Genomic DNA, 20,980 nt, shown 5'->3' on the forward strand with positions numbered 1-20,980 from the left:
GATGTTCGGTCGCGCCAACCTCGACCTGCTGCGCAAACGAATCCTGCTCCGCGACTGAACTATTCAGCCGAGATCACGGAAAGCGTGCCAGATCCGATTTTCGAAGAGCGCTGACATCCCCGCATGCGCGGGGAGCACTACATGCTGCCTTCACCGTTCGCGCGGCGTGCCGGATCATCCACGCGTGCGCGGGGAGCACTGCCCTGCTGCTGCTTTCGGTCGCCGCGGCGCTGGATCATCCCCGCGTGCGCGGGGAACACATCCATGGTTTCGAGACCGGCCCACCGATGTCCGGATCATCCCCGCGTGCGCGGGGAGCACCAGGCGCTCAGCTACCACGAAGCGGGCGGCGGCGGATCATCCCCGCGTGCGCGGGGAGCACAAGGCCCCGAGCACGGTCTCGGTCGGTGAGGTCGGATCATCCCCGCGTGCGCGGGGAGCACGCCGCGACCAAGAAGATTCTGCTCTACGGCAACGGATCATCCCCGCGTGCGCGGGGAGCACTGCGCGCGCAGCTCGGCCAGTTCGGGGCTCTCGGGATCATCCCCGCGTGCGCGGGGAGCACTCCACGGCACGGTCTGGGCGAGGGTCGGGCGATGGATCATCCCCGCGTGCGCGGGGAGCACGGACCACGGTGAGGCCGTCGCACGCCTGGGGGCGGATCATCCCCGCGTGCGCGGGGAGCACCGCAACACCGGCGCGAGCCCGGTCACCGTGACCGGATCATCCCCGCGTGCGCGGGGAGCACCCTCGAGGTAGCCCATCCGGCGGGTGAGATTTCGGATCATCCCCGCGTGCGCGGGGAGCACGTCCACTCCGGGCAACGTGTCCGGACCTGATGCGGATCATCCCCGCGTGCGCGGGGAGCACTGGTGACCGATCAGCGCGGGCAGGTCATCGACAGGATCATCCCCGCGTGCGCGGGGAGCACTTTTCGGTGCGGTCCAGGAACGATGGCGGTATCGGATCATCCCCGCGTGCGCGGGGAGCACAAGTACCTGACCGCGTACCGGTGGGTGTTCTCAGGATCATCCCCGCGTGCGCGGGGAGCACTTCCCTGACCGGCGCTTGTCGACGAGCCCGGCCGGATCATCCCCGCGTGCGCGGGGAGCACAGGGAGCGCTGCAACAGGGGTATCTTCCTGGCCGGATCATCCCCGCGTGCGCGGGGAGCACCAGTGATCGCGCCACCACACGCTCATGCCGGTCGGATCATCCCCGCGTGCGCGGGGAGCACCGATACAGCTCGAGCGGGCCTGTCTCGCGGACCGGATCATCCCCGCGTGCGCGGGGAGCACCAAGGCATCTACGCCAACGACCTGGCAGGCCACGGATCATCCCCGCGTGCGCGGGGAGCACACTTGCTGACGTGGCGGTTTGTCGACCAATCTAACAAATTCCATTCGGTTTCCTTCACGGCATCCAAGATGTACCAACGCAACGAATAGGACCGTATCCGCTGCACTAACTAGGCCGCCCTGCACGGTGATCGTGAGGCGATCGAGCTCGTTGCTCCCGACCGAGAACGTATAAGTGTCCAAAGACCGCCTGATCGTGCCCACGCACGAGTTCTTCTGTGCCCCACTATCGTTCCACGACCTGCCAGACGATCTGAGAATGGAACCAGCCGGTTACGCGTTGCGTCATATAGTTCAGGGGCGAGCGGGACGATCGGAGGGAGGCGGGGTGTCCGGGGAACTCCAAGTCGAGGTGGACCGGTTACGTGAGGCGGCGCGGTTTACCGCCGGGAAAGCACAGACCATCCGAGACGAACTCACCAAGCTCGACGACATGATCGGCAAGGAGCTTCTGGTCGATGGCTGGAAGGGGAAGGCGGCCAACGCTTACGACGAGTCGTGGGTGGAGTGGAAGCATGGTGCCGAGACGGTGGTCGCTGCCTTGGAGGAGTCCGCGGCGAGCCTGTCCGAGGCCGCTATCCAGTACGAGTTGCGGGATGCGACAAACCGGGAGGCGATCACCGGTTTGCAGGGGTTGGATCTGCCGTGACCAGCGAGGACGGCTACCGGGTTGACCTCGAGCAGCTCGATGCCGCGATCGATACGATGGACAAGTTCGGTCGCAGTGTTGAGGACTGGTTGGGCGAGGTCGACCGCCATATCGCCGACCTGCATCTGACGTGGTCGAGCCAGGCGGCGACCGCGCAGCGCGTGGCGCATGACAAATGGGTCGCCGGTGTCGGTGACATGCGCGACAACCTCGACGAACTCCGCGATGTCGCCAGGACCGCGCACCAAAACTACAGCGCCGCAATCGAAACCAACACCAGAATGTGGCCCTGATGGCACCTCCCGTGCAGGTGGACCCGCAGGGGTTCACCAAAGCCGCCGAGGTGTACGAGGGCGTGCACAACGCGTTGACCTACAACGTCGACACCTTGAACAAGGTGCTGGCCGCCTCCGGTGGTAGCGCAGGCTCGGACAACGCCGGCCGGAAATGGACCAACGACTACGACCCGGCCGCGTGGAGCACCGTCGACGCACTCGGTGACCTCGCGCTGGCGGTCGGGCAGATGCACGACCTGCTGCAATTCACCGCCGCCAACCACGCCAACGCGAATTCGCAGTCCGCGCCCGAACCGAACCCGAACGACCTCGTATTTCCCCCAGGGACGCTCAAGGTTTACAACCCGCCCGAGCCTCCGGCCGCGTTCGGTGGCCATGACACCGAACCCACCGGCTGGTCCTTGGTCAAGGATTGGGTGCAGGGCGAGGTGTGGCCGAACGGGCACCCAGATGTGTTGCGCAAGATGGCCGCGGCGTGGCGGACGATGGCCAACGGTCTGCGCGTATCGGCTGCCCCGCTACCAACCGCACGGGAGCTGATCGAGGCACAGCAGAGCCCCGAGACAGAGCAGGCGCTCGAGCAGGCCGACATCGTCAAAGGCGAGTTCGAGTCACTGGCCGGGGTGTGTGAGGAACTCGCGACTTCCTGCGACTCATATGCAAATTCGGTAGAGCAGACCAAGAGCGCGATCAAACACGCACTCATCGAGCTACTGGCGCTCGTGGCCGTCGATCAAGCCTTCGGCTGGATCGCGGCCCCGTTCACCGCCGGCGGGTCGGCGTACGCGGCTCAGGGCGGGATGGCGATCGCGATCAGCGTCTACGGCGCACGCATCGCGACGATGATCCGCGCCCTGGTGGGTGTGGTCGAGACCGTGCGCGTTCCGGTCGCGGTGTCCCAAGCCCTTGCCCGCGGCTCGGAATTGTTGATCCCGCTGATCGAAGCACGACCAGCGCTCGCCGTCGCCGATGGCGCGGTGGCTCCAGGGCCGTTCACATCCTGGGCGAAGCTTCGCCGCCCGAATCTGTGGAAGCCCACCAAGGACACGATCGTCAACAACACTGACAAGTGGAAGCGCCCTGGTGATGCCACCGAGGACTTCTATACCGTCAAGTCCGAGCCGGATATCAAGGTGTCGATCGACAAGAGCTACGACAAACACCCGGAGATCACCCAGCTCCCCAAGGATCCCAAGGGTCAGTACTACCTCGACGAAGCCAACGGAGTCCGGTACCCGGTCAAACCGGGTTGGGACTTCGGCCACAACAGCGGGTATGAGAACCGGAAGCTGATCGCCGACGCACAAGCCAACGGCTGGACCCAGGAACAACTGGACAAACAAGTCAACAGCCACCCCGACTGGTTCCACGTCGAGGATTCAACCGGAAACCGCAGCGGTAGAAGGGAACTGAAGTAGATGACCGAACGCGATGAATGGGGGCGCACCCCACTGCATTACGCCGCCCTGCACGGCGATCTCGAAGCCATCGAGCGCCTGCTCCCCACCGAGGATGTCAACGTCCGCGACAACGACGACTGGACTCCACTGCATTTCGCCGCCCAGGAAGCCAACCCCACGGCGGTCGAACGGCTTCTCGATGCCGGGGCCGATGTCGACGCCCTCACCGAGAAGGGCATGCCCGCGATCTACTGGGCAGCCACCGCCACCGGCGGTGACCCGGTCGCCACGATCCGCGTGCTACGGGCGCGTGGCGCCGACCCGCGGCGGGAGACGATCAAGACCTACTTCGGCCCCAAGAGCCCGCTGCATTTCATCAACGAGACCACCAACAAACCTCACATCAAAGCCGAGTTCGCGGACCTGCTGTGACCGAGGACCCCGACATCGACGCCGCGCTCGAGGAGATGAGGACGAAGATGTGGTCGACGTGTTCGCTGAGGTGGATTATCCGAGGGCTAAGCGGAACGCTGCGGTGAAGTGGTTGGATCCGGCCGCGTGGGCGCGGTGGCGCGATGTCGGGCTGCGCGGGCGGGAGTTGTCCGGGCGGCGGGATCGATCATGGCGGGGCCATAACGAGCAGCGGGATGCGGCGTTCGTCGACAGTCTCTACGGCACCGCGCTGCGGTTGAGCGAGTGGTCCAGCGTGGTGCTGCCGGAGCTGCCGCGGCTGCAAGTCGGGCGCGGCTTCTACACCTGTGAGCTGGCTGACAAGTGCGCCAAAGGTGGCTACGGACACCCGTATTGGATCCCTAGGCGCGCGTTGAGCGCAGTCTGGGGATATGTCGAGGGAGCCCGCGCACGGGCGGTCCGCCAGGCGCAGGACGATGGCACCTATGAGCGGCTTTCCCGCCGGATGCTGGTGGACGTCGACCGCCACGCTGGTTCGGTGGTGATGCCTGATGAGGAGAACGGCGGCTGGGTCGTGCGGGACTGGAACATGGTGCGTTCGTCGTTGCGGCGCAGGATGTTCCGGGAGACGCCGGCGGGGTTGGAGCCGGCGTGGTTGTGGTTGAACGAGGACGGGATGCCTCGTGACCCGCACGGCTGGCACCACACCTTCGACACCGCCAACCAGCGCGTCGCCGCGCTGGGGTTGAACAACTTCCGGGTGACTCCGCACATGGGTCGTCATTCGGCTGCCTTGCGATGGTTCTCGGTCGGCAAGCTGGTCTACGCCAAACGGGTCGAGCATCTCAGTGAGGACGAGGCCCGCGATTTTCGTGAGCAATTCGGCGGCACTTGGGATTTCGTGCAGACCGTCCTTGGTCATCGCCGGGTGGAGACCACGAAATCGGTCTACCTGGAGCCGTTCCAGAACTTGTCGGTTGAGGTCCTGCTCGCCCAGATCGAGGGACTCGATATCGAGAAGTTCGTGATCGAAGCCGTCGCGGGACACCCGCGAGTGATCATCGACCCGCTGGCGCGCGCACGGTGAGCCGGCGGGGACGCAAAGCCGCCCTGCCCAGCACCGGAACCAGCCCTGCCCGAGGCATTCTCGGCGAGAGCCTGGTCGTCCGATGCTTCGCCCAGGACGGCAGTGAGCACAAGGATTTCGACTTCGCCCGCCTGCCAATGGCTCCGGCAATGCAGCAGGAGCTGGCGGTCGCGTTCGCGCGGCGGACGGCTGGAGGAAGCCGGATGACGGCGATCAGCTCGATGCAGAGCGTGTTCGGGGGTGACCCGTTCGTTCGCTGAGTATCTGACGATGATTCCCGACCCGCCCAGCTGGGTGCGTGATCTGGAGCCGGGCCATATCGACGGCTACGCCGAGCACCGTCGCACAGCGGCGAGTATCTCGACAGACCTCGGGATGCTTAAGGAGCTGCTGCTGCAGGCCGACGGCGTCACCGATGCGTTGGTGGCGAAGCTACTGGAGCGCAACCCTCTGCGGCGGCCGGTGTCGACCAAGGCCAGCTACAGCCGCGGCGAGTTCAGGCGAATCGTGACGGCCGCCCGCGAAGACCTGCGTACTGCTGCTGTCCGGATTCGCCGCAATCGGGAGTTGCTGCAGAAGTATCGCGATGGGGACTTGGCCGACCCCGACCGGAGACTGGAACTGCTCGACTTCGTCGACCGTCATGCTGATGTCCCCAGATATCAGTTCACCCTTCGGAGCGGGGCGCCGCGAGACCAGGCGAAGGACTGGGTTCGTCGGGTCGGCTCGACGGTCGATGCCATCGGCCAACTACATCTGGTGGCGAGCGAGGCCATCGCGGGAATCATCCTGCTGGCAGCGATGACGGGTCAGAACCGGAGTGTGATCCTGAACGTTGGGGTGGCCCATCACCGCGCCGACGGGCACAGCGGACAGACTGCGACGGCGATCCTGGACACCCACAAGCCTCGCCGCGGCCACCGCGCCTACATGAACCTGGCGCTGTCGGAAGTTCCGGACTGGATAAGCATCCCCGACCGACCCGACGAATTGTCCGCCCGCGACGAAACGCACACCCCCTTCGGCGTTTACGCCCTGATGATCGAGCTGACCGCACGCTCACGTGAGCTAGCTGGCACGGACTAGCTTTTCATCGGCTATAACAGCACCGGCGGCGGAGCCTCCAAGATCGCTACGCGCTGGCTGCGGGTGATCGACAAACCTGATGGCTGGTATGGCCGGTAGAGCAGATCGCACAATCTGGTGCCTGATTCCAAAGATGACGAGGGGAACCCGGTTCCCATGCATGCTGCGATGGACCGTATCAGATTGACCTATCTGGAGTTGCATCAGAGACCGGTCGCGCATCGCGAACAGACGTTGGTCACGGATTACCTGTCGCGCAACTGCGGCAGTGTGACCGAATATCAGAAGGTCGTCGCCGGCGCGTTGGCCGGGGAGGTCGACAAGGCGCGGGCCCGCGCTGTGATCGCCCACCTGACCACCGAGGACCTCGCAAGGGCTCAGAAGGATCCCGACGCGGTCGCCGCCCAACACGGCATGGACGCAAGGGTTTTCAAGCGCATGATCGCCCGGGAACTCGACACCGTGATGGCGGCCTGCGTTGACGACGGCACGAGCCCGCATTCCGCTGCCGGAGAGCCATGCCGGGCCTCATTCATGCAATGCCTGAGCTGTCCCTGCGCGCGAGCATTGCCCCAACACCTGCCGATCCAGGTGCTCGTTCACGACTGGATCGAAGCCCGCAAAGCGGAGATGGCCTCCCTGACCTGGGTTCAACGATTCGGACTGCCCCACGCCCAACTCACCGAACTGCTCAGCCGCCACGACGCGATCGACGTCGACGACGCCCGAGCGGCCACAACCGACGCCGACCGCGCCCTGGTGGAGCGGTTCCTGAACAGAGAGCTCGACCTGCGATGACCACTCACGCCGTCGACATCCCTCAGCCCCATGACGCTCCCACCGAAACCCAGTGGCCGCAGGACGACACGCTGGTCCTGCTGAATCGTGAACTACTCCCAGGAACCGATCCGGCAGCGTTGTCCCGGTACTGTGATGACCGGTGGCATCTCAACGAGGCGATCTTCGAAGCCAACGCCGACGCGACCAGCCTGAACTTCGCCGCCATCCCAGAACCGCTGCGCCTGACCGCGAAACATTATGTCTGGCAACAGATCAACACCGACTGCCCGGTGCGGATGGGGAAGGTGAGGGTGAGTCGGCCTTCGATCCTGTCCATAGACTCATCCTGGATTTCCCTGAAAGACTTCCTGGGTTGGCTGCACCGCCATCGCGTCACCGAACTGCGTCAAGTCACTGCCGAACTGCTCGATTACTACCTGATCGATATCGGCAATCGAGACCTGTCACTGCCTAGGAAATATAGGCGAATCGTCGAGGTTCGACGGCTATGGTCCTATCGCAGCATCCTGCCGGAACAGATGAGGCTGCCACCGCTGCCGCCATGGCGACCTCTGCCACGAACTGCTCGGCAAAACCGTCCAGGCACGAGCGAACCTCACCCCACGCATCGCCGAGAAAACCATGCAATCGCTGCTGGCATGGTCACTACGGTTCATCGAGGACCTCGCCGACGACATCATCGCCGCCTACGCCGAATTCCAGTTCCTCGAAAGCCGCAGCATCGAAGGCCGGCGCAAATCTGGGCCTGTCATACGCTCACCCAAAGGCCAGATCGAACGGTTGGTCACCGATTACCTCGACCGGCTCCGCAGCAGCAGCGGCTCGCTGCCCGGCAGGACCATGCCCGACGGCACCACCGACATCGATTGGCCGCACCTGGGCCGGATCTTCGAATACGCGCCCCACGGCCTGAAGAAAGCAGCGATCGGGCGGGTCATACTCCAATCGGGAATCCCACTGGCAGACAACGCCTACCTGGATACTCCGATCACCGGGCGACTCGACCGAAGGCCTTGGCTCGACCGCCCGATCGCCCACTTCGAAGCCCGCACGCTGGCGCGACATCTGCGCACGGCCTGCACGGTGATCCTCGCGTATTTGTCCGGCGCTCGCCCGGCGGAGATCCTCAACCTGCATCGCGGATGCATCGAGCACGACCCACAATCGGGCCTGTTGGTCATGTCGGGCACCTACTTCAAAAACGCCACCGACGACGAAGGCAACAAAATCCCGGCAGGGGCACCGCGCCGCGATCCCTGGGTGGTCGTCGAGCCCGTCGCCGAGGCAGTCGCAATCCTCGAACGTCTACACGACCACCAACTACTGTTTCCGAACGACTTTGCCCGCCAGCGGTTTCACCCCGGCACACGCAAAGGTGAAGCGCGACTCGCCAACATCGTCGCAAAAGACTTGGAATCATTCATCACCTGGATCAACTCCTACAGCTCCAGTCGCGGCATCGACGGCATTCCCGCTGATCCACGAGGCCCCCTGAACCTGTCCCGATTCCGGCGAACTCTCGCCTGGTTCATCCGGCGCCGCCCCCGCGGAATCGTCGCCGGCGCACTGCAATACGGGCATGTCGAAACCCGAATGTTTCAGGGCTACGCCGGAACCTACGAGTCCGGATTCCCAGACGACTACGCCTTCGAAGACTTCCTCGCTCGTCTGGACGAACTCGCCGAGAACCAACGGGCCCTCGAACAGGGCGAACACGTCAGCGGCCCGGCCGCCGACGCCTACCGGATACGAGTCCCCGCCGCCCACAAACAGTTCGCCGGACACGTGCTCACCAGCGGAAAACAAGCCCGCGATCTGGTCGGCAACCCGCTGCTGCAGATCTTCCACGGCCAGGGCATGACCTGCGTCCTGAACCCCGTTCAGGCGGCCTGTCAGCTGCGCGGCACGGCCGACGATCCAATGGTCACCCCCGACACCGACGACTGCCGCCCCGCTGCCCGAACATCGCCCGCACCGACCGCGACATCGTCGAAATCCGCAGGCGCCGAGACGAACTCGCCGACATCGTCGCCGACCCCCTCGCACCACCCATCCGGCACCAGCGCGAACAACACGAACTCGACCGCCTCAACGCCATCCTGGAGAACCACCGGTGACCCCGCCCGCCGCGACCGAGAAAGGCCCCGTCCGCAAGAAACTCCTGGCCGCGATGAACCGGCTGCTGGACGGCAAACCGCTACGCTCCACCGGTCGGCTCAGTGTCTCCCAACTCGCCGTCGAGGCCGGTCTCGAACGTTGGAGACTCACCCACCAGCACATCGACCTCAAGGAACTGTTCCAGGCCCGCGTCAAAGCCGCCCACGCGGCCGCCGCGGCGGCCGAGCCCAGCGCCTACGACAAGCTCAAGACCGCGTACGCTGAGCTGCGCGCGCACTGCACCGAACTCGAACAACAGGTGCAGCTCTACGCATCGGTGATCAACCTGCTGACCCTGGAGAAGGAGTCCGCGCGCGAAACAGCACCGGTCGCAGACCTCGAGCGCGGACGCAGGCGCCGTTCAAGTCGGAACGTCGTCGGCCCCTGCTGAGGTCCGCTCGAACCTCGACGGCCCCCAGCGATCGGCTGCGATGCCGCACCAGTTTCCGGATCCGATACCGACTGAGTCGGCACCGCACTCGTTGCGCCGACTGATGCCGAGGCATAGAGTCGCAGTTCGTGCTGATACTCGCCGCGTGACGCGATGGACGCCGCTGAATGAACAAGCTGGTAGATGGTCACCGCAGGATCATCACGCGCCGCTACCGGATGCCGTCCGGGCACGAATCGGACTGGGACATCATCGGCAGCGGCCAGACGGTTGCGGTCGTCGCGGTGACCGATGACGATCAGACCGTACTGGTGCTGGCAAGTCGACTGTCGGGATGATCGTTGTCGGCTTCGTTCGTGGTCTGCCTGGAGGGTCCTGATCCAGGCGAGTGTGTAGGTGGGGTCACCGACCGGCGCAAAATTCGATCCCCGGTTCGGGCGGCCGCCTATTCCGATGGGGGCGAGCGTTTCGATCTCCTGGCGGCGGTTCCGCCGGATCGGGCTCGACGGTGGTGCCGTGCCGCACCCGACCACCCTGGTGAAGATCACCCCGCGATGCGGGAACCGGCGTCGGGCTTCGTTCCAAGCCCACTCTGAGTTCCGACTAGGCGAGGTGGTAGCGGACGATGAGGTATACGGGGCTGGGCGCGTCGCTGCGGAGGATCTGGGCGTCGGGCGGGAGGGTGAGCGTGGTGCTGGCGTTGGGGCCGTTGAGCCCGTCCGACAGCGCGGTCAGTGTGGCACTGTCGCCCGCTGTTGTTAGGGCGGCCCGTCGGCCGAGCGTATCGCCGCGCTTCGTGGCCAGGTCGATCGCATCGATGGCGACGTCACGTGACTGCACGAAGAATGGCAGGTAGTCCTTGCGCAGCGTTAAAGTCAGATTCCCGCCGCTGGTGGCGAAGTCGGTCCACTCCGTAGGGAAGTCGTGTCGCAGGCTGAACATCAGTGCGAGCCCCGAGGACGCGGCGTGCTCGAGCTGGTCCTTAAGCTCGAGGTTGGCCTGCTTGGCCAAGGCGTCGCTGACCTGGCGGGCGGTGAAGCGAAAGTGGAGCACGATATCCGAAATCGAGCTGTTTTTGGGCAGGTCGATCCGCCAGGTGGAAACTGCGCCGGCACCCTCGAACGGCAGCGGCCGCTCGTCCCGCAGGTTGGGTTCGAACATGCCCGCGTCATTTGTCCCGCCGCTCGTGACTATTTGCTGGACGGTGCCGAGGTAGTCGACGAAGCGGTCGTCGTCGGGGCGTTGGCGGGCGTAGGCGCCGTCTTTTAGCAGCGGCTTGGTCCGGACGGAGCTGCCCAGCAGCGTCAGCGTTGCGTGGAGCGGGGTGTAAGGCCCGACCACCGCGGGAATGGACAGGGCGACAGAGCGTAGGCGGCGCAGGTAGTGGACGCAGTCCATGTCGAACAGCGACTCGGGTACCGAGAAAGTGCACGAGCCGGTCATCTTGAGCGTGAGCAGGCCGACCGGGTCAAGCTGCCGTAGCGAGACGTGGCGGGTCAGCTCGAACTCGCGCTGGTTGTTCTCGGCGTAGGCCAGGGTCAGTCGCTTCAGGTCCAGGGCGAGGGCCTCGCCCGAGAGCAGGCCACGGCGGCCAGCGTCCCAGTAGTTGAACTTGACGAACTGGGCTTTGTCGAATTCGGGCCGCATCAGCTCATGTTTGGCGGTCCGCTCGGCCTTGCGGGCTACGTCAAGGGCGAAGCGGTAGTGCTCGTAGTAGAGCCGCGAGAGTTCGCCCTGCATCCAGCCGTAGAGGGCCTCGCCGGCGATCTTCTCGCGCATGAAACGGTCGACTTCTCGGGTCTGGTCGATCTGCTCCTTGACCGACAGGTACTCCTGGTGTGCCGTCTGCTCCGCGATCAAAGAGCCGATCAGCTGTCGGCCGATCTGGGCCAGTTCTCGGGCAGCCACATTGCCCTGGTGGATCCAGTCGTCGGCCCGGCGCTCGAAGGAGGCGGTCTTGGTGGCGGTCGAGCCCTTGAACTCTTCTCCCGTCGCCTCGAGGTTATGGATGTTGCCGTAGAAGCGGGCAGCGGTAGAGAGGCTGGAGCCGCCGAAGATGTTGGCGTGGCCACCCATGCCCCAGAAGTGCAGGTCGACGCCCATATCCGGGATCAGTGCCAGGACAGCAGCAACCATGTCGGCCTTCATCGTGTCCTCGCGGATGCTGTGGGCTGCCGGGCCGAAGACGTTGAGGTCGACCGCCTCATTATCGTTGAGGAACAGCGGACCTGTGCCGATCGCACCGGAGCCGACGGCTGGCGAGGTTTGCCCAGCGAGCTTGAGGGTCGCGTATGGCCGACGCGGAACTTCTTGGTCGAACTGGCCGACGAGCGCTGCGAAGACCTCGTCGAAGGTTTCCTCTGTCACCGGCGTTCGATGGCCGAGCGCGAAGGTGTCCGGCACGGCGTTGGGGTCGCGAGACACACCGATCGCGCGCAGGTAGTAGTCGTACCGTTCCAGGGCCGAGGCGCGCGTCCGCAGGAGGGACTCGGTCGCCTCCTCGGCCTGCTTCCACTGTAGGAAGCGGATGCCCTGGGTCAACTCTTGCACGCGGAGCTCGTGGCCCTGGCGCAAGAGCGTGAGCTGCTCTCCTTCCCGCTTCTCGATGGCTGAGAGCAGTGCCTGGCCAAGTGATTTCACCTCGGCGCAGAGCTCTTGGGCCTGTTGAAGCAGAAGCTGGGCGCGCATCGGTCCGATCGGCTGGTTGAGACCAGCGATGATGCTGGCGGTATCGATCCCGCCTGCAGCCGCTTTGACGAGCATCCCCGGGTCGAGTGGCGGGTCGAACAGTGCCAGACTGCGGACGACGCCGTGGATGTTCATGCAGTTGCGGATCTTGCTGAGGCGGTCCTCGACGGTGTCCCAATAGCCCAGGAGTTTCTCGTTGCGCGGGATGCAGAAGTAGAGTGCTCGACCGAAACCCAGCAGTGGGCTGTGCGGCTCACTGCTGGTGCCGGTCGGCGGCGGTGCCGTGTTGAACGGGAACCTGCCCTCCAGTTCGACCAGGGCGTTGGCGAACTCGTCGATCCCGGCCGCCGACCGCTCGCGAAGCTGCTTGTAGCTGTGAGGTTTGACCTCGCCGCGCGGCGGGACCCGCATCGGCCGCGACCCGAGCACGTTGGCGGCGAGGACGTAGCGCTGGGTGGCCTCGTTGATCGACTCGACCGTGTCCTGTGCGAAGAGGCTGTCACCCCACGCGATGAGGTTGTCGAGGTAACGCATGATGACGGCGTACTGGTAGGCGATCACCCGGGTCCGAGCGACTCGGTGCGGCTGGAAGGGGTTGTCCTTGATGGTCTTGTAGCCCTCAAGGATCCGAACCTTCTCGTCACGTTCCGGCTGTGTGCACTCGGTGTCTGGCTTGCTCAGCAGCTGGAGAAGCTCGTCGATCTGGCGGTGGTCGGTCTCTTGGCGGAAGCGGAGGAACCGCCAATAGCGGGCGGGTGGTGGCACAGCCGGGTCGGTGCTGGTCGGGTCGAAGACGTAGTGGAACCAGCGCATCGCTTCGGCGAAGCGCTGGCTTTTGGAGAGGTGGACCGCGATCCCGAACGGTAGGTGGAACAGCAGTTCCCAGTTGTAGACGGCGTAGGGACCGCCGTCGGCCAGGTCGATGTTCTTCTTCGGGAAGGTACCGAAGGAGACTTGCTGGCTCGAGGAGAGGGCGTCGTAGAAGTCGTCGAAGAAGTCGGCCTCCAAGTCCTGGTGGAAGCTCGCGTCCAGCAGACCCGGCAACGACTTTCGGTTCAGCTGTTTGATCAGTCGGCCGACATAGGGATGGAAGAGGTTTTCGAAGGTGTAGGTGTACTCGGTGTCGGGCCGATACGTTGTCTCATACCAGCCAGCCAGCTTGAGTTCCTTGTAGCTGTGGTTGCCGAAAGTCAGCTTGTTGTTGCTCATCTTGGCTCCCTACCGGTTCCGGTCGACTACCCGGCCACGCATGCCGATGCTTGCGCCGTTGAACACGACAGGGCTGCGGCTCGCTATGCCGTTTCGGATAAAGGCGTCCTCAGTCACGAACATGGCTATCTCTCGTTCGTCAGGCACCGGGTTGATTAGTGGCCCCGACTTGTCGAGCAAGCCGCTGGCGATTGGCCCGATGGGGTCGGGTTTGCGGTACTCCCGGATTTTGAGCAGCTTCGGGAACACCACGTTGACGTGCGGCGCGACGTAAGCGCCGGTCTCCGCTCCGTGCCAGGACGACTCCGCGATGCTGACTGCCTTGTGCGTCGTCTTGACATAGAAGACATGCCGCCCGTCCTCGACCACCATTGGGGCGACCCAAGGTTCCTGCATCGGGTGGGTTGGGCCGATTGCGCGGCCACCGATGGGCATTGTGAGGATCTCGCGTTCCTCGAAGACGTTGGCGTCGTAGTAGCTGGCCATGAACGTGGTGCCCGATTTCATCCACGCGTCGCGCTTACGCTGCCACGCCAAGAGCAGCTGATCGGTATCCCCCCCGTCCACGTCCTCCCCCCGCACCGGCGAGCTGTGGGTGTTGTACAGGAGAAACGAGCCGCCGGAGCTGGTCCAGATCCAGAGCCCTTGGTCGGTCTCACCCGAGTAGAGCTTGATGCCTGAACGGTCGAAGGCGGCGGCGCCAGTCGCGTCGAAGCTACCTATGTACGACGGACGCTCGATGTCCGATGTCTTGGCGGCCGTCCAAGTCCCGTTCACCCGCTCGCTCCAGCACAGCACTGCCGAGACCCGCATCTGTGTGTTCGCTGCCGCCTGTCCCTTCAGGTCGCCCTTGACTTGGTCCATGGTCAGCCCCGTGATCGGGCCGGGTGGGCTGCTCGTAATGGGTTGCTGGCCGGGGTCGATCAGTGCCTCTTTCGTCAGCTTGAGCCAGAAGAGGAAGGTACGGTCGCGCCAGACGACGGGGATCACAGGCGTGTCCTCGATGTCCAGTTTGGCGTGCTCCCACGGCGTCCAGGAGCCGCCTTCTCGTCGCCGGTAGAAATGCTTTCGGGTACCGCCCGCGGTGCGGGCAACGAGGTGGACGAGATCGTCGTCTATGCCTGGGTCTCGCTCCACGACGTGGATGCCGCATGGCTCCAACTTGGCGATCTCCTCCAACTGGACCAGGTAGCCGCCAAGTGCCCGGGCGGCAGCGTCATCAGTGATGTCACTCTGGAGCAGCGCCGCCATGGTGTCCTTGAACGGCTGCGACTGGTCGTCACGCAACTCCGCCTCCAGCCAGTTCTCCGGAAAGAGGAAGACCTTGCGGTTCGCCTCCCAGACCCTGTAACGCTTCATCCACTCCCAGTGGGCGGAGCGGATGGCTCTGGGCGAAACTCTCGGTTCCAGGTTCATCATGCAGCGCTCCACGAAGAGCTGGACCGACGACAGCGCATGACGGATCCGTGAAGTCTCCATGCACGGCTCCATCTGGACGTCCATCAGCACGTACTCGAATAGCTTCTCGGCCGTGGCGATATGGGCACTGGCCGGGTCGAAGCTGAGGCGGTGCAGCACATGCGCAACAGAGGCGTCCCTGCGCATCGCACGCATCCGGTCGTTGATCGGCTTCAGCAGGGCGATCCAGTCTTCCTCGGCGTAGCGGGCGCGGAGCGCTCGCTGCAGCGCCGTCATCGTGTCCGCTTCGGGCGCGTTGGTGACCGCCGGTATCAACGAGGCGGCCGAGATGCCGATGGTTTGGACGGGCCGGAACGCCTCATAAATGCGGCGGAAAATTGCTGGACGGCTTAGGTCGTCCCTAGTCCGCCCCATCCGCGCAAGCAGCGCGTCCACGCTGGCGCCCGACCAGCCGGTGACGGTCTCGAGTGGGCGCTCGCCAGAGCGCAGCACGGCTGTGGGAGCAATGAGCACGTTGAGCAGCCGCTCGTCGTCGGCAGCCATCGCTTCCCGAATCTCGACGAAAGAAAGCAGTGTTTCCAGTCGCCGCCCAAGTGCTGCTGCTGTGGACGCGGACGGCACGCCTGTCACCGGGAGCGCGTTGAGCCAGCCAGTGCCATCGACCCGCTCGTCCGGGAGGGTCGTCAGGGTGGCCAACTCCCGGGGCGTCAGCCTCAGGCTAGTTGCCAGCGAGACGGCTTTGAGCAGTCGGATGTAGACGTCTCGCAGGCGCGTGATGAGCGTCTCCGAGTACAGGAAGTGGGAGGGGATGACCTCCCAGCCGAGGCCTGTCGTCGTCCACTGGACCACCGCCGTGTTTCGGACGCGCTCGATTTTGACCTCAATCGGCGTTGGTGAACCGGCTGTGAGCGGGACCGGCACGGTGTTGCGGTGGACCATTCCGGCCCCTGCCAGCGGGATGACGTTGCCGCCGACGGTGAGTGAGACCTCCGCCCCGGCGTCGGCCTCGATCGATATGCCGTAGTCGCCTGTCGCGGGCGCATCCAAGTAGCCGCGCCAGACGGCCGAGATCGGGTTCCCGGGCACGGCACCATTAGCGGGGAGCGTCCTCGAAGTGCTCGGTCGATGCTCCAGCGTCGGCACGGCGTCGACGGGAAGGTCGACCGGGTCCGACGCTGTGTTTCGCCAATAGTAGGTGGCTGAGAGCCCGTGCTCAGCCACCGCTGTCAGGTCGTCCACCGCCGGGCTGTCAGCCGCTACGCCGCAAAGCACCGTCGGATCCTGAAGCAGCGTTGACGCGAAGGCGGAGGCGGCGTCGGTCTCGGCGGTGGCAGCATCGAGCGCCTGCTGCTGGCGCCGCCGGTGACCGATTGGGGGGAGGATTCCGTCGAGCAGGGCTTTCCGGCGGTCCTCGATGGGGTCGCCCGAGGTGAGGAAGGCGTCGTGGAGCGGTTCCAGCTCCGGGTAGCGGTCGAAAAGAGCTCGGGCCAGCGCGGCGGTCTCGGCGAATAGCTGGTCAACGGCCGTCGCGTAGTCCGCCGACCCGCCGGGGACCGCTTTGAGCCGGGCACGGGTTGCTGGCAGCATCACGCCGCCGAAGGAGAGACGCTTGCGGATGTCGTCGTAGATCAGCCGTCCTTGCCCCTGGGCGGCGCCCGCTTCGATGATCGCATCCTCGAGCTCGGCCCGCGGGTGGCTGTATTCGACCCATGAGACCGCTGTCCCGTTGAGCAGGCCGAAGAAAGCATCGACCGTCGCCGCATTATAGGCGAGCGCCATCTTCGTGCGGCTGATCTCGCCCGTCGGGTCGGCCACCACCACGAGGTCCGCTGCGATCGCGTCGAACGCCAACCGCAGCTTTTGGGCGAATGCGAGCACCAACGCCGACTCCGGCGTCGACCGGCCGGAGAGGTCGCAGTTCCACAGCATGTAGAGCGCCTCCGCCGTCTTGAGGTCCGTCGCCCGCAGCGCCTGGACGAGGTCGATCAGCCGTAAGCATGCGGGCAGAACGGAATCGAGGGGGGCGGCTGGCGTGGGTGTCGCGATGTCCGGCGCCGCGTAGGGGTCCAGCCCCGTGAACTGGATGAGGTCCAGCAGCTCGCGGACGCTGATCTTGAGCGCCCGCGCCAGCCATCCGCGCCGGTAAACGGCCGTGACGGAGGCCAGGGTGAGTGGCGTTGCCTCGTCGAAGCGTAGGTCGGCCAAGATCAGGTTGAGCTCTTCGCCGGTCAGGCCGAAGGCGGCTCGGAGCGTCTCGGCTTGGGGCAGGAGACGCGCGGCCGGGTCGACCAGGTGGCGGCCGTATCCGTCGTCGGCGAAGGCGGTGCCGCGGTCAAGCGTGGTGGGGTTGAGCAGCAGCCGGGCGTAGTGCGAGAGAGAACGCTCACCCGGCTCGACGGCGTGCATTGTCTGGCCGTGGGTGTCGAGGTCGGACCAAAGGGCCAGAATGCCGTAGAGATCCCGCGCTGGGCGCAGATTCAGGCGGTCCATCAGTAGGTGGGCCACCCCGAGCCGCGGCAGCGCCGTGAGCAGGCCAGCGTCGAGCGCCTCGAGGTCAGTGTCCTCGTCCACGGCGGTCGGCAGGCTCGCCGCGGGCGTCAATGCCGCCAGCGCCGCGTCGACCTGCTGCATTGTCCAGCCGAGCTTCCGCCAGAGTCGGACAAACCGCAACATCCGGATGAGGTCGATAGCCTTGATCTTGCTGGCCGCGTCGTCAGGGTTGGTCAGACGCAGCTCGTAGCCTTCGAGCGAGCAGGGGTCGGTCCCGCTGGCCCGGTCGTCCAAGATGATGATGGACAGGTACCGTGCCGCGTTCGCGGGGGCCTTGAGCCAGGACACGATATCGCCGTCGAAGGCCGCTGGGCTCAGCCCGGCCGGCAGCAGCGCCCGCAACTCGGCGTCACCCATGTGGCCGGCCGCGGCCTCCCCGAGCATGACGAACGACAGGTCGAGGCGCTCCAGCCGCGGGATCAGGTGGGCGTGCGGGTTGACGAACCGGGTTGACAGAAGCGCTGTCAGCTCGTCGTAGCTGATCCCCACCCGATGGCAAAAGCTCTTTGCGCTCGTCAGGTCGTCGATGGCCTCAACAGTGGTCGTCCCGGCCGGATAGCCAGCCAGGTCCGGCAGCGCGACGGTCCGGTCCGTCAGCAGCTGGTATTCCTCGCGGGAGAGGCGGAGCCGCTCCATCAGCACGTCGCGCCAGCCGTAGCCCGGCGGCGTCGCCCGCTCCAGCCGCTCGTCGGCTCGAAGGTCGGCCATCGTGCTCCATAACGGCGCATCGAGCGACTCCAGGTGCGCACGGAGTCCCTCCAGAACGTGGTTATGCGGAAGCGGCGGTGGGAAGAGGTCGTTCTTCAGCTGCTCGGTGGCGGCTGCATCGACGTTCCGCGGGCTGGCCAGCAGCTCGTCGGCGGTGGCCCCGTCCTCGGTGTCGTACCCCTCGTAGCCGACGATCGCCAGGTCGTGCGCGACTAGGTAGTCCAACGTTTCGTTGACCACGTCGATGTAGGGCATTCGGGTGTTGGTGTTCTCGCAGCTCAACGGGAGGTGTTCAAGGTCCGGCCTACGCTCGAGCAACACTTTCAGCGGATTCTCCTTGCCGTCGAGCGCGTTCGCCGGCCGGTCGAGAAACTCGAGCAGGTCCACCAGGTACGCCGCCGGGCTCAGTACGGACCGGCAGTGCTCGCAGGCGCAGTAGTCGGTCGAGCCCAGCAGTGTCTCCAGCGTGGGCATCGCGATCACGTCTCCGGCATCCGCTGCGGCGCCCGCCGCGCCTGACAGGGTGGCCGCCCCATCACCCGATCCGATCACCGGTGCCTGGGAGGTCACGACATAGTCCGCCATGACGGCTTGAACCGCGGTCGAAACCTGCTCGGCCTTGGCGTACGCCTGCTCGGCTGCCTCCCCCCCGCCCAGCGCATCGCTGAACGCGGAGACAAACTCAGACCGCTCGTACCGGGCCACCGCCGCCGCTGAGTCAATACCCTCGGCCAGCATTCCCGCCATTGCCGCGTCGGTCGGGGTGAGTTGATAGACCCGGTGCAGACGCGTGATCGCATCTGCCACCGCCGGCTCGACGGCGGCGCCGGTCCGGGAAAGGTACTGCCCGATTGGCTGTGCCCCGATCACGAACGACCGCTGGTGCTCAGAGAGGAAACCGTAGACCCCCTCCTTGATCGCCGCAGTGTCGGTAAGGGCCAGATCACCGGCCCGCACCATTTCCGCCACCGACTGGGTCGGGAAGCTGACCCGTATCTGGGCGGCCAGGAGCGCCTGGTAGTTCGCGCGCCGGGACTCGGCGGAGTCGCCGGGGACTCCAGCCGGGACGGAGTCGCCGACCACCGGCGCCCATGTTTCCGGCTTGAAATAGCCGCGCCGGGCGAGGTCCAGCGGTGATGCCAGCGGCTCGCCCTCTCGCTCTGCGTGGAGCTTGGCGATCAGCGGCGCGTTGTTGAGCGTCAGGGTCGCCAGTTGTCCGTCCAACCGCAGGCGAGCGGCCCGTTCGGCCCCGAACTCTGCCTCGACCGCGCGCCACAGCGTTGTCCCGTCCCGCCGGTGCAGTGTCCGCAGCTCTGCGAACCGGAGCTGCTCACCCTCGTCCGACAGGACCGGTGCGACCAGCTCTCTCAGCGTCGATGCGCCCCCCACGACTCGAGCCTCCAGCGCCTGGCTGGCAGCCAACTTCTGGAACGTGTCACGTGCATGGTCGAGGTTGCCGACCCCGGCTCTATCGATCACTCGCGCCTCGACCGCGGCGTCCCAGGCTCGCTCGACCGTGCGGGGGTCGACGGCAAACAGTGCGTCCGGGGCAGCTGGCAGGCCAGCCCTCAAGAGCGCGTAGTAAAGCGGCGCGGCGACTGCGGCGCCGTCGTCGGTGGTCAGCTGACTCAGCTGGTCGGCCAGCGCGGCCATGGCCACGGCGCGGGCGTCCCAGCCGGTTTTGTTGGCCAGGTAGGTCACGTCCGCGCGGCCATCTGTCTCCTCGAGGTCGCGTAGCGCGCCACCGAACCGGGCGGCCAGGCTAGCGGTGAGGATGTCGTGCTCGGCCGCAAGGTTGCCCGACGACGAGGGAAGCGTTACGTCGAGGACCTCGCGGTTCCCGGCGTCGTAGCGCACCTCGGATACACCAAGCAACTCGTGTCCGGAGCGAACCTGAACCTGGAGGTCGGGCGCGGTCTTGCCCCGGCACCGGAGCTCGTCGGAGTTGAACGTGGCAACGTAGTGGCCGCGCTCGTCTGTCGCAACCCGGGCCAGCTCGACGTCCCCGCCGACGTTACGGTCGACCACGTACACATCGAGGCCGGCCACCGCTGGCCGGTCTGGACTGGCCACGACCCCTCGGACGGTGTAAACCCATGCCCCAGCGGCGTCGAGCACGACGTCGACAGTTTCCATCCCGCTGGCTCCACGAATCACCGGCGCCGATGTGACCTGCCCGTCCGCGGTCGTTACCGACACCCGTAGATCGAACCGTTTGATCCCGGGCAGCGGGTAGTAGCGGATGACGTACCGTCCCTCGTCGTCCACGGTGTCGGCTCCCAGCCGCACCGAGCCGCCTGCGGCTTCGTGATAGGCGCGGACCGTCGCGCCGCTGGCAGGCCCTCCCTGGGCCCGAGAGACGGCCCCGCTTACGGCCGCCGGACAACTCGACTCGCGTCGGCCATCGGCGTCGTCGAACAGGCCGAGTTCGCTAGAGATGGCGTTCAGTGTCTCGGCAGTCCGGTCGTCGACAGTCCCGCCCTCTTTCGAGCGGATCCGTCGCTCCCTCTGGAAGGCGAGGACCGCCGCCGCCGTGGCCTCTCCGTAGGCGCCGTCCTCGGCCGAGATGCCCTCCAATAACGACTGGCGGAGGTCATCGTCATGGCTGGCGATCCCTCCTTGTTCAAGCAGTGCACGCAGGACACGCCGGAGGTTCGCGACGGCCGGTCCGTTCATGCCCAGTGACAGCGGCGGGAAGATCTTCTTCATAGGTTCGCTTCCTCTGCTCGTGCTTACTGCGCGCCAGCACGGACTGGTCCCGAGCCGGAACT

The 20,980-nt window shown here is 65.6% G+C and carries 14 protein-coding genes and 1 CRISPR repeat array; of the genes, 10 read left to right on the top strand and 4 right to left on the bottom strand.

Annotation, left to right across the window (positions count from 1 at the left end):
- Positions 1 to 110 precede the first annotated feature (110 nt).
- Positions 111 to 1,358: direct repeats of the CRISPR family, unit length 28 nt; unit sequence GGATCATCCCCGCGTGCGCGGGGAGCAC.
- Between the two features lie 327 nt (positions 1,359 to 1,685).
- From ACFYOW_RS45375 to ACFYOW_RS45410, 8 genes are all read left to right on the top strand, one after another.
- On the top strand, positions 1,686 to 2,006 hold the full coding sequence (locus ACFYOW_RS45375; RefSeq protein WP_387297656.1) for a WXG100 family type VII secretion target: 321 nt from the start codon (positions 1,686 to 1,688) through the stop codon (positions 2,004 to 2,006).
- Positions 2,003 to 2,299 carry a WXG100 family type VII secretion target gene (locus ACFYOW_RS45380; protein WP_387297658.1) on the top strand — a complete coding sequence of 99 codons (297 nt, stop codon included), beginning with the start codon at positions 2,003 to 2,005 and terminating at the stop codon, positions 2,297 to 2,299. Before ACFYOW_RS45375 ends, ACFYOW_RS45380 begins: the two co-directional genes overlap by 4 nt.
- Entirely contained in the window at positions 2,299 to 3,720 is a 1,422-nt protein-coding gene (locus ACFYOW_RS45385) for a GH-E family nuclease (RefSeq protein ID WP_387297660.1), read from the top strand. Before ACFYOW_RS45380 ends, ACFYOW_RS45385 begins: the two co-directional genes overlap by 1 nt.
- On the top strand, positions 3,721 to 4,134 hold the full coding sequence (locus ACFYOW_RS45390; protein ID WP_387297662.1) for an ankyrin repeat domain-containing protein: 414 nt from the start codon (positions 3,721 to 3,723) through the stop codon (positions 4,132 to 4,134).
- Positions 4,135 to 4,183: 49 nt separating this feature from the next.
- Entirely contained in the window at positions 4,184 to 5,200 is a 1,017-nt protein-coding gene (locus ACFYOW_RS45395) for a site-specific integrase (RefSeq protein WP_387297664.1), read from the top strand.
- Complete coding sequence (locus ACFYOW_RS45400) at positions 5,197 to 5,460, top strand: hypothetical protein (RefSeq protein WP_387297666.1); 264 nt, start codon at positions 5,197 to 5,199, stop codon at positions 5,458 to 5,460. The genes ACFYOW_RS45395 and ACFYOW_RS45400 overlap by 4 nt, the downstream gene beginning before the upstream one ends.
- Positions 5,441 to 6,286 (top strand): hypothetical protein, encoded by an 846-nt coding sequence (locus ACFYOW_RS45405; protein WP_387297668.1) that lies wholly within the window; start codon positions 5,441 to 5,443, stop codon positions 6,284 to 6,286. Before ACFYOW_RS45400 ends, ACFYOW_RS45405 begins: the two co-directional genes overlap by 20 nt.
- A 168-nt stretch (positions 6,287 to 6,454) precedes the next feature.
- The gene (locus ACFYOW_RS45410) at positions 6,455 to 7,084 is read left to right on the top strand and encodes a hypothetical protein (protein ID WP_387297670.1); all 630 of its coding nucleotides are present in this window, start codon (positions 6,455 to 6,457) and stop codon (positions 7,082 to 7,084) included.
- 1,419 nt (positions 7,085 to 8,503) lie between these two features.
- Here the strand turns inward: ACFYOW_RS45410 and ACFYOW_RS45415 are convergent.
- Positions 8,504 to 8,935: a hypothetical protein gene (locus ACFYOW_RS45415; RefSeq protein ID WP_387297672.1), complete on the bottom strand. Its 432-nt coding sequence runs from the start codon at positions 8,933 to 8,935 to the stop codon at positions 8,504 to 8,506.
- 44 nt (positions 8,936 to 8,979) lie between these two features.
- The gene (locus tag ACFYOW_RS45420; protein ID WP_387297674.1) at positions 8,980 to 9,198 is read right to left on the bottom strand and encodes a hypothetical protein; all 219 of its coding nucleotides are present in this window, start codon (positions 9,196 to 9,198) and stop codon (positions 8,980 to 8,982) included.
- 2 nt (positions 9,199 to 9,200) lie between these two features.
- Between ACFYOW_RS45420 and ACFYOW_RS45425 the strand changes: the two genes are divergently transcribed.
- Both ACFYOW_RS45425 and ACFYOW_RS45430 read left to right on the top strand, forming a co-directional pair.
- Entirely contained in the window at positions 9,201 to 9,635 is a 435-nt protein-coding gene (locus ACFYOW_RS45425) for a hypothetical protein (protein ID WP_387297676.1), read from the top strand.
- A 167-nt stretch (positions 9,636 to 9,802) separates the two neighbouring features.
- The gene (locus ACFYOW_RS45430; RefSeq protein WP_387297678.1) at positions 9,803 to 9,973 is read left to right on the top strand and encodes a hypothetical protein; all 171 of its coding nucleotides are present in this window, start codon (positions 9,803 to 9,805) and stop codon (positions 9,971 to 9,973) included.
- Positions 9,974 to 10,238: 265 nt separating this feature from the next.
- Here ACFYOW_RS45430 and ACFYOW_RS45435 read toward each other — a convergent pair whose 3' ends face one another.
- Together ACFYOW_RS45435 and ACFYOW_RS45440 are read right to left on the bottom strand one after the other, a co-directional pair.
- A complete protein-coding gene (locus ACFYOW_RS45435; protein ID WP_387297680.1) occupies positions 10,239 to 13,532 on the bottom strand; it encodes a toxin in 3,294 nt (1,097 codons plus the stop codon).
- A 9-nt stretch (positions 13,533 to 13,541) separates the two neighbouring features.
- Positions 13,542 to 20,918 carry a neuraminidase-like domain-containing protein gene (locus tag ACFYOW_RS45440; RefSeq protein ID WP_387297682.1) on the bottom strand — a complete coding sequence of 2,459 codons (7,377 nt, stop codon included), beginning with the start codon at positions 20,916 to 20,918 and terminating at the stop codon, positions 13,542 to 13,544.
- Between the last annotated feature and the right edge of the window lie 62 nt (positions 20,919 to 20,980).

Source organism: Nocardia sp. NPDC006982 (assembly GCF_042869435.1).
In the GTDB taxonomy this organism is placed as follows: Bacteria; Actinomycetota; Actinomycetes; order Mycobacteriales; family Mycobacteriaceae; genus Nocardia.

Coding starts and splice junctions, on each gene's coding strand:
- ACFYOW_RS45385 (WP_387297660.1), top strand. CDS start 2,299: ATGGCACCTCCCGTGCAGGTGGACCCGCAGGGGTTCACCAAAGCCGCC.
- ACFYOW_RS45390 (WP_387297662.1), top strand. CDS start 3,721: ATGACCGAACGCGATGAATGGGGGCGCACCCCACTGCATTACGCCGCC.
- ACFYOW_RS45410 (WP_387297670.1), top strand. CDS start 6,455: ATGGACCGTATCAGATTGACCTATCTGGAGTTGCATCAGAGACCGGTC.
- ACFYOW_RS45430 (WP_387297678.1), top strand. CDS start 9,803: ATGAACAAGCTGGTAGATGGTCACCGCAGGATCATCACGCGCCGCTAC.
- ACFYOW_RS45435 (WP_387297680.1), bottom strand. CDS start 13,532: ATGAGCAACAACAAGCTGACTTTCGGCAACCACAGCTACAAGGAACTC.
- ACFYOW_RS45440 (WP_387297682.1), bottom strand. CDS start 20,918: ATGAAGAAGATCTTCCCGCCGCTGTCACTGGGCATGAACGGACCGGCC.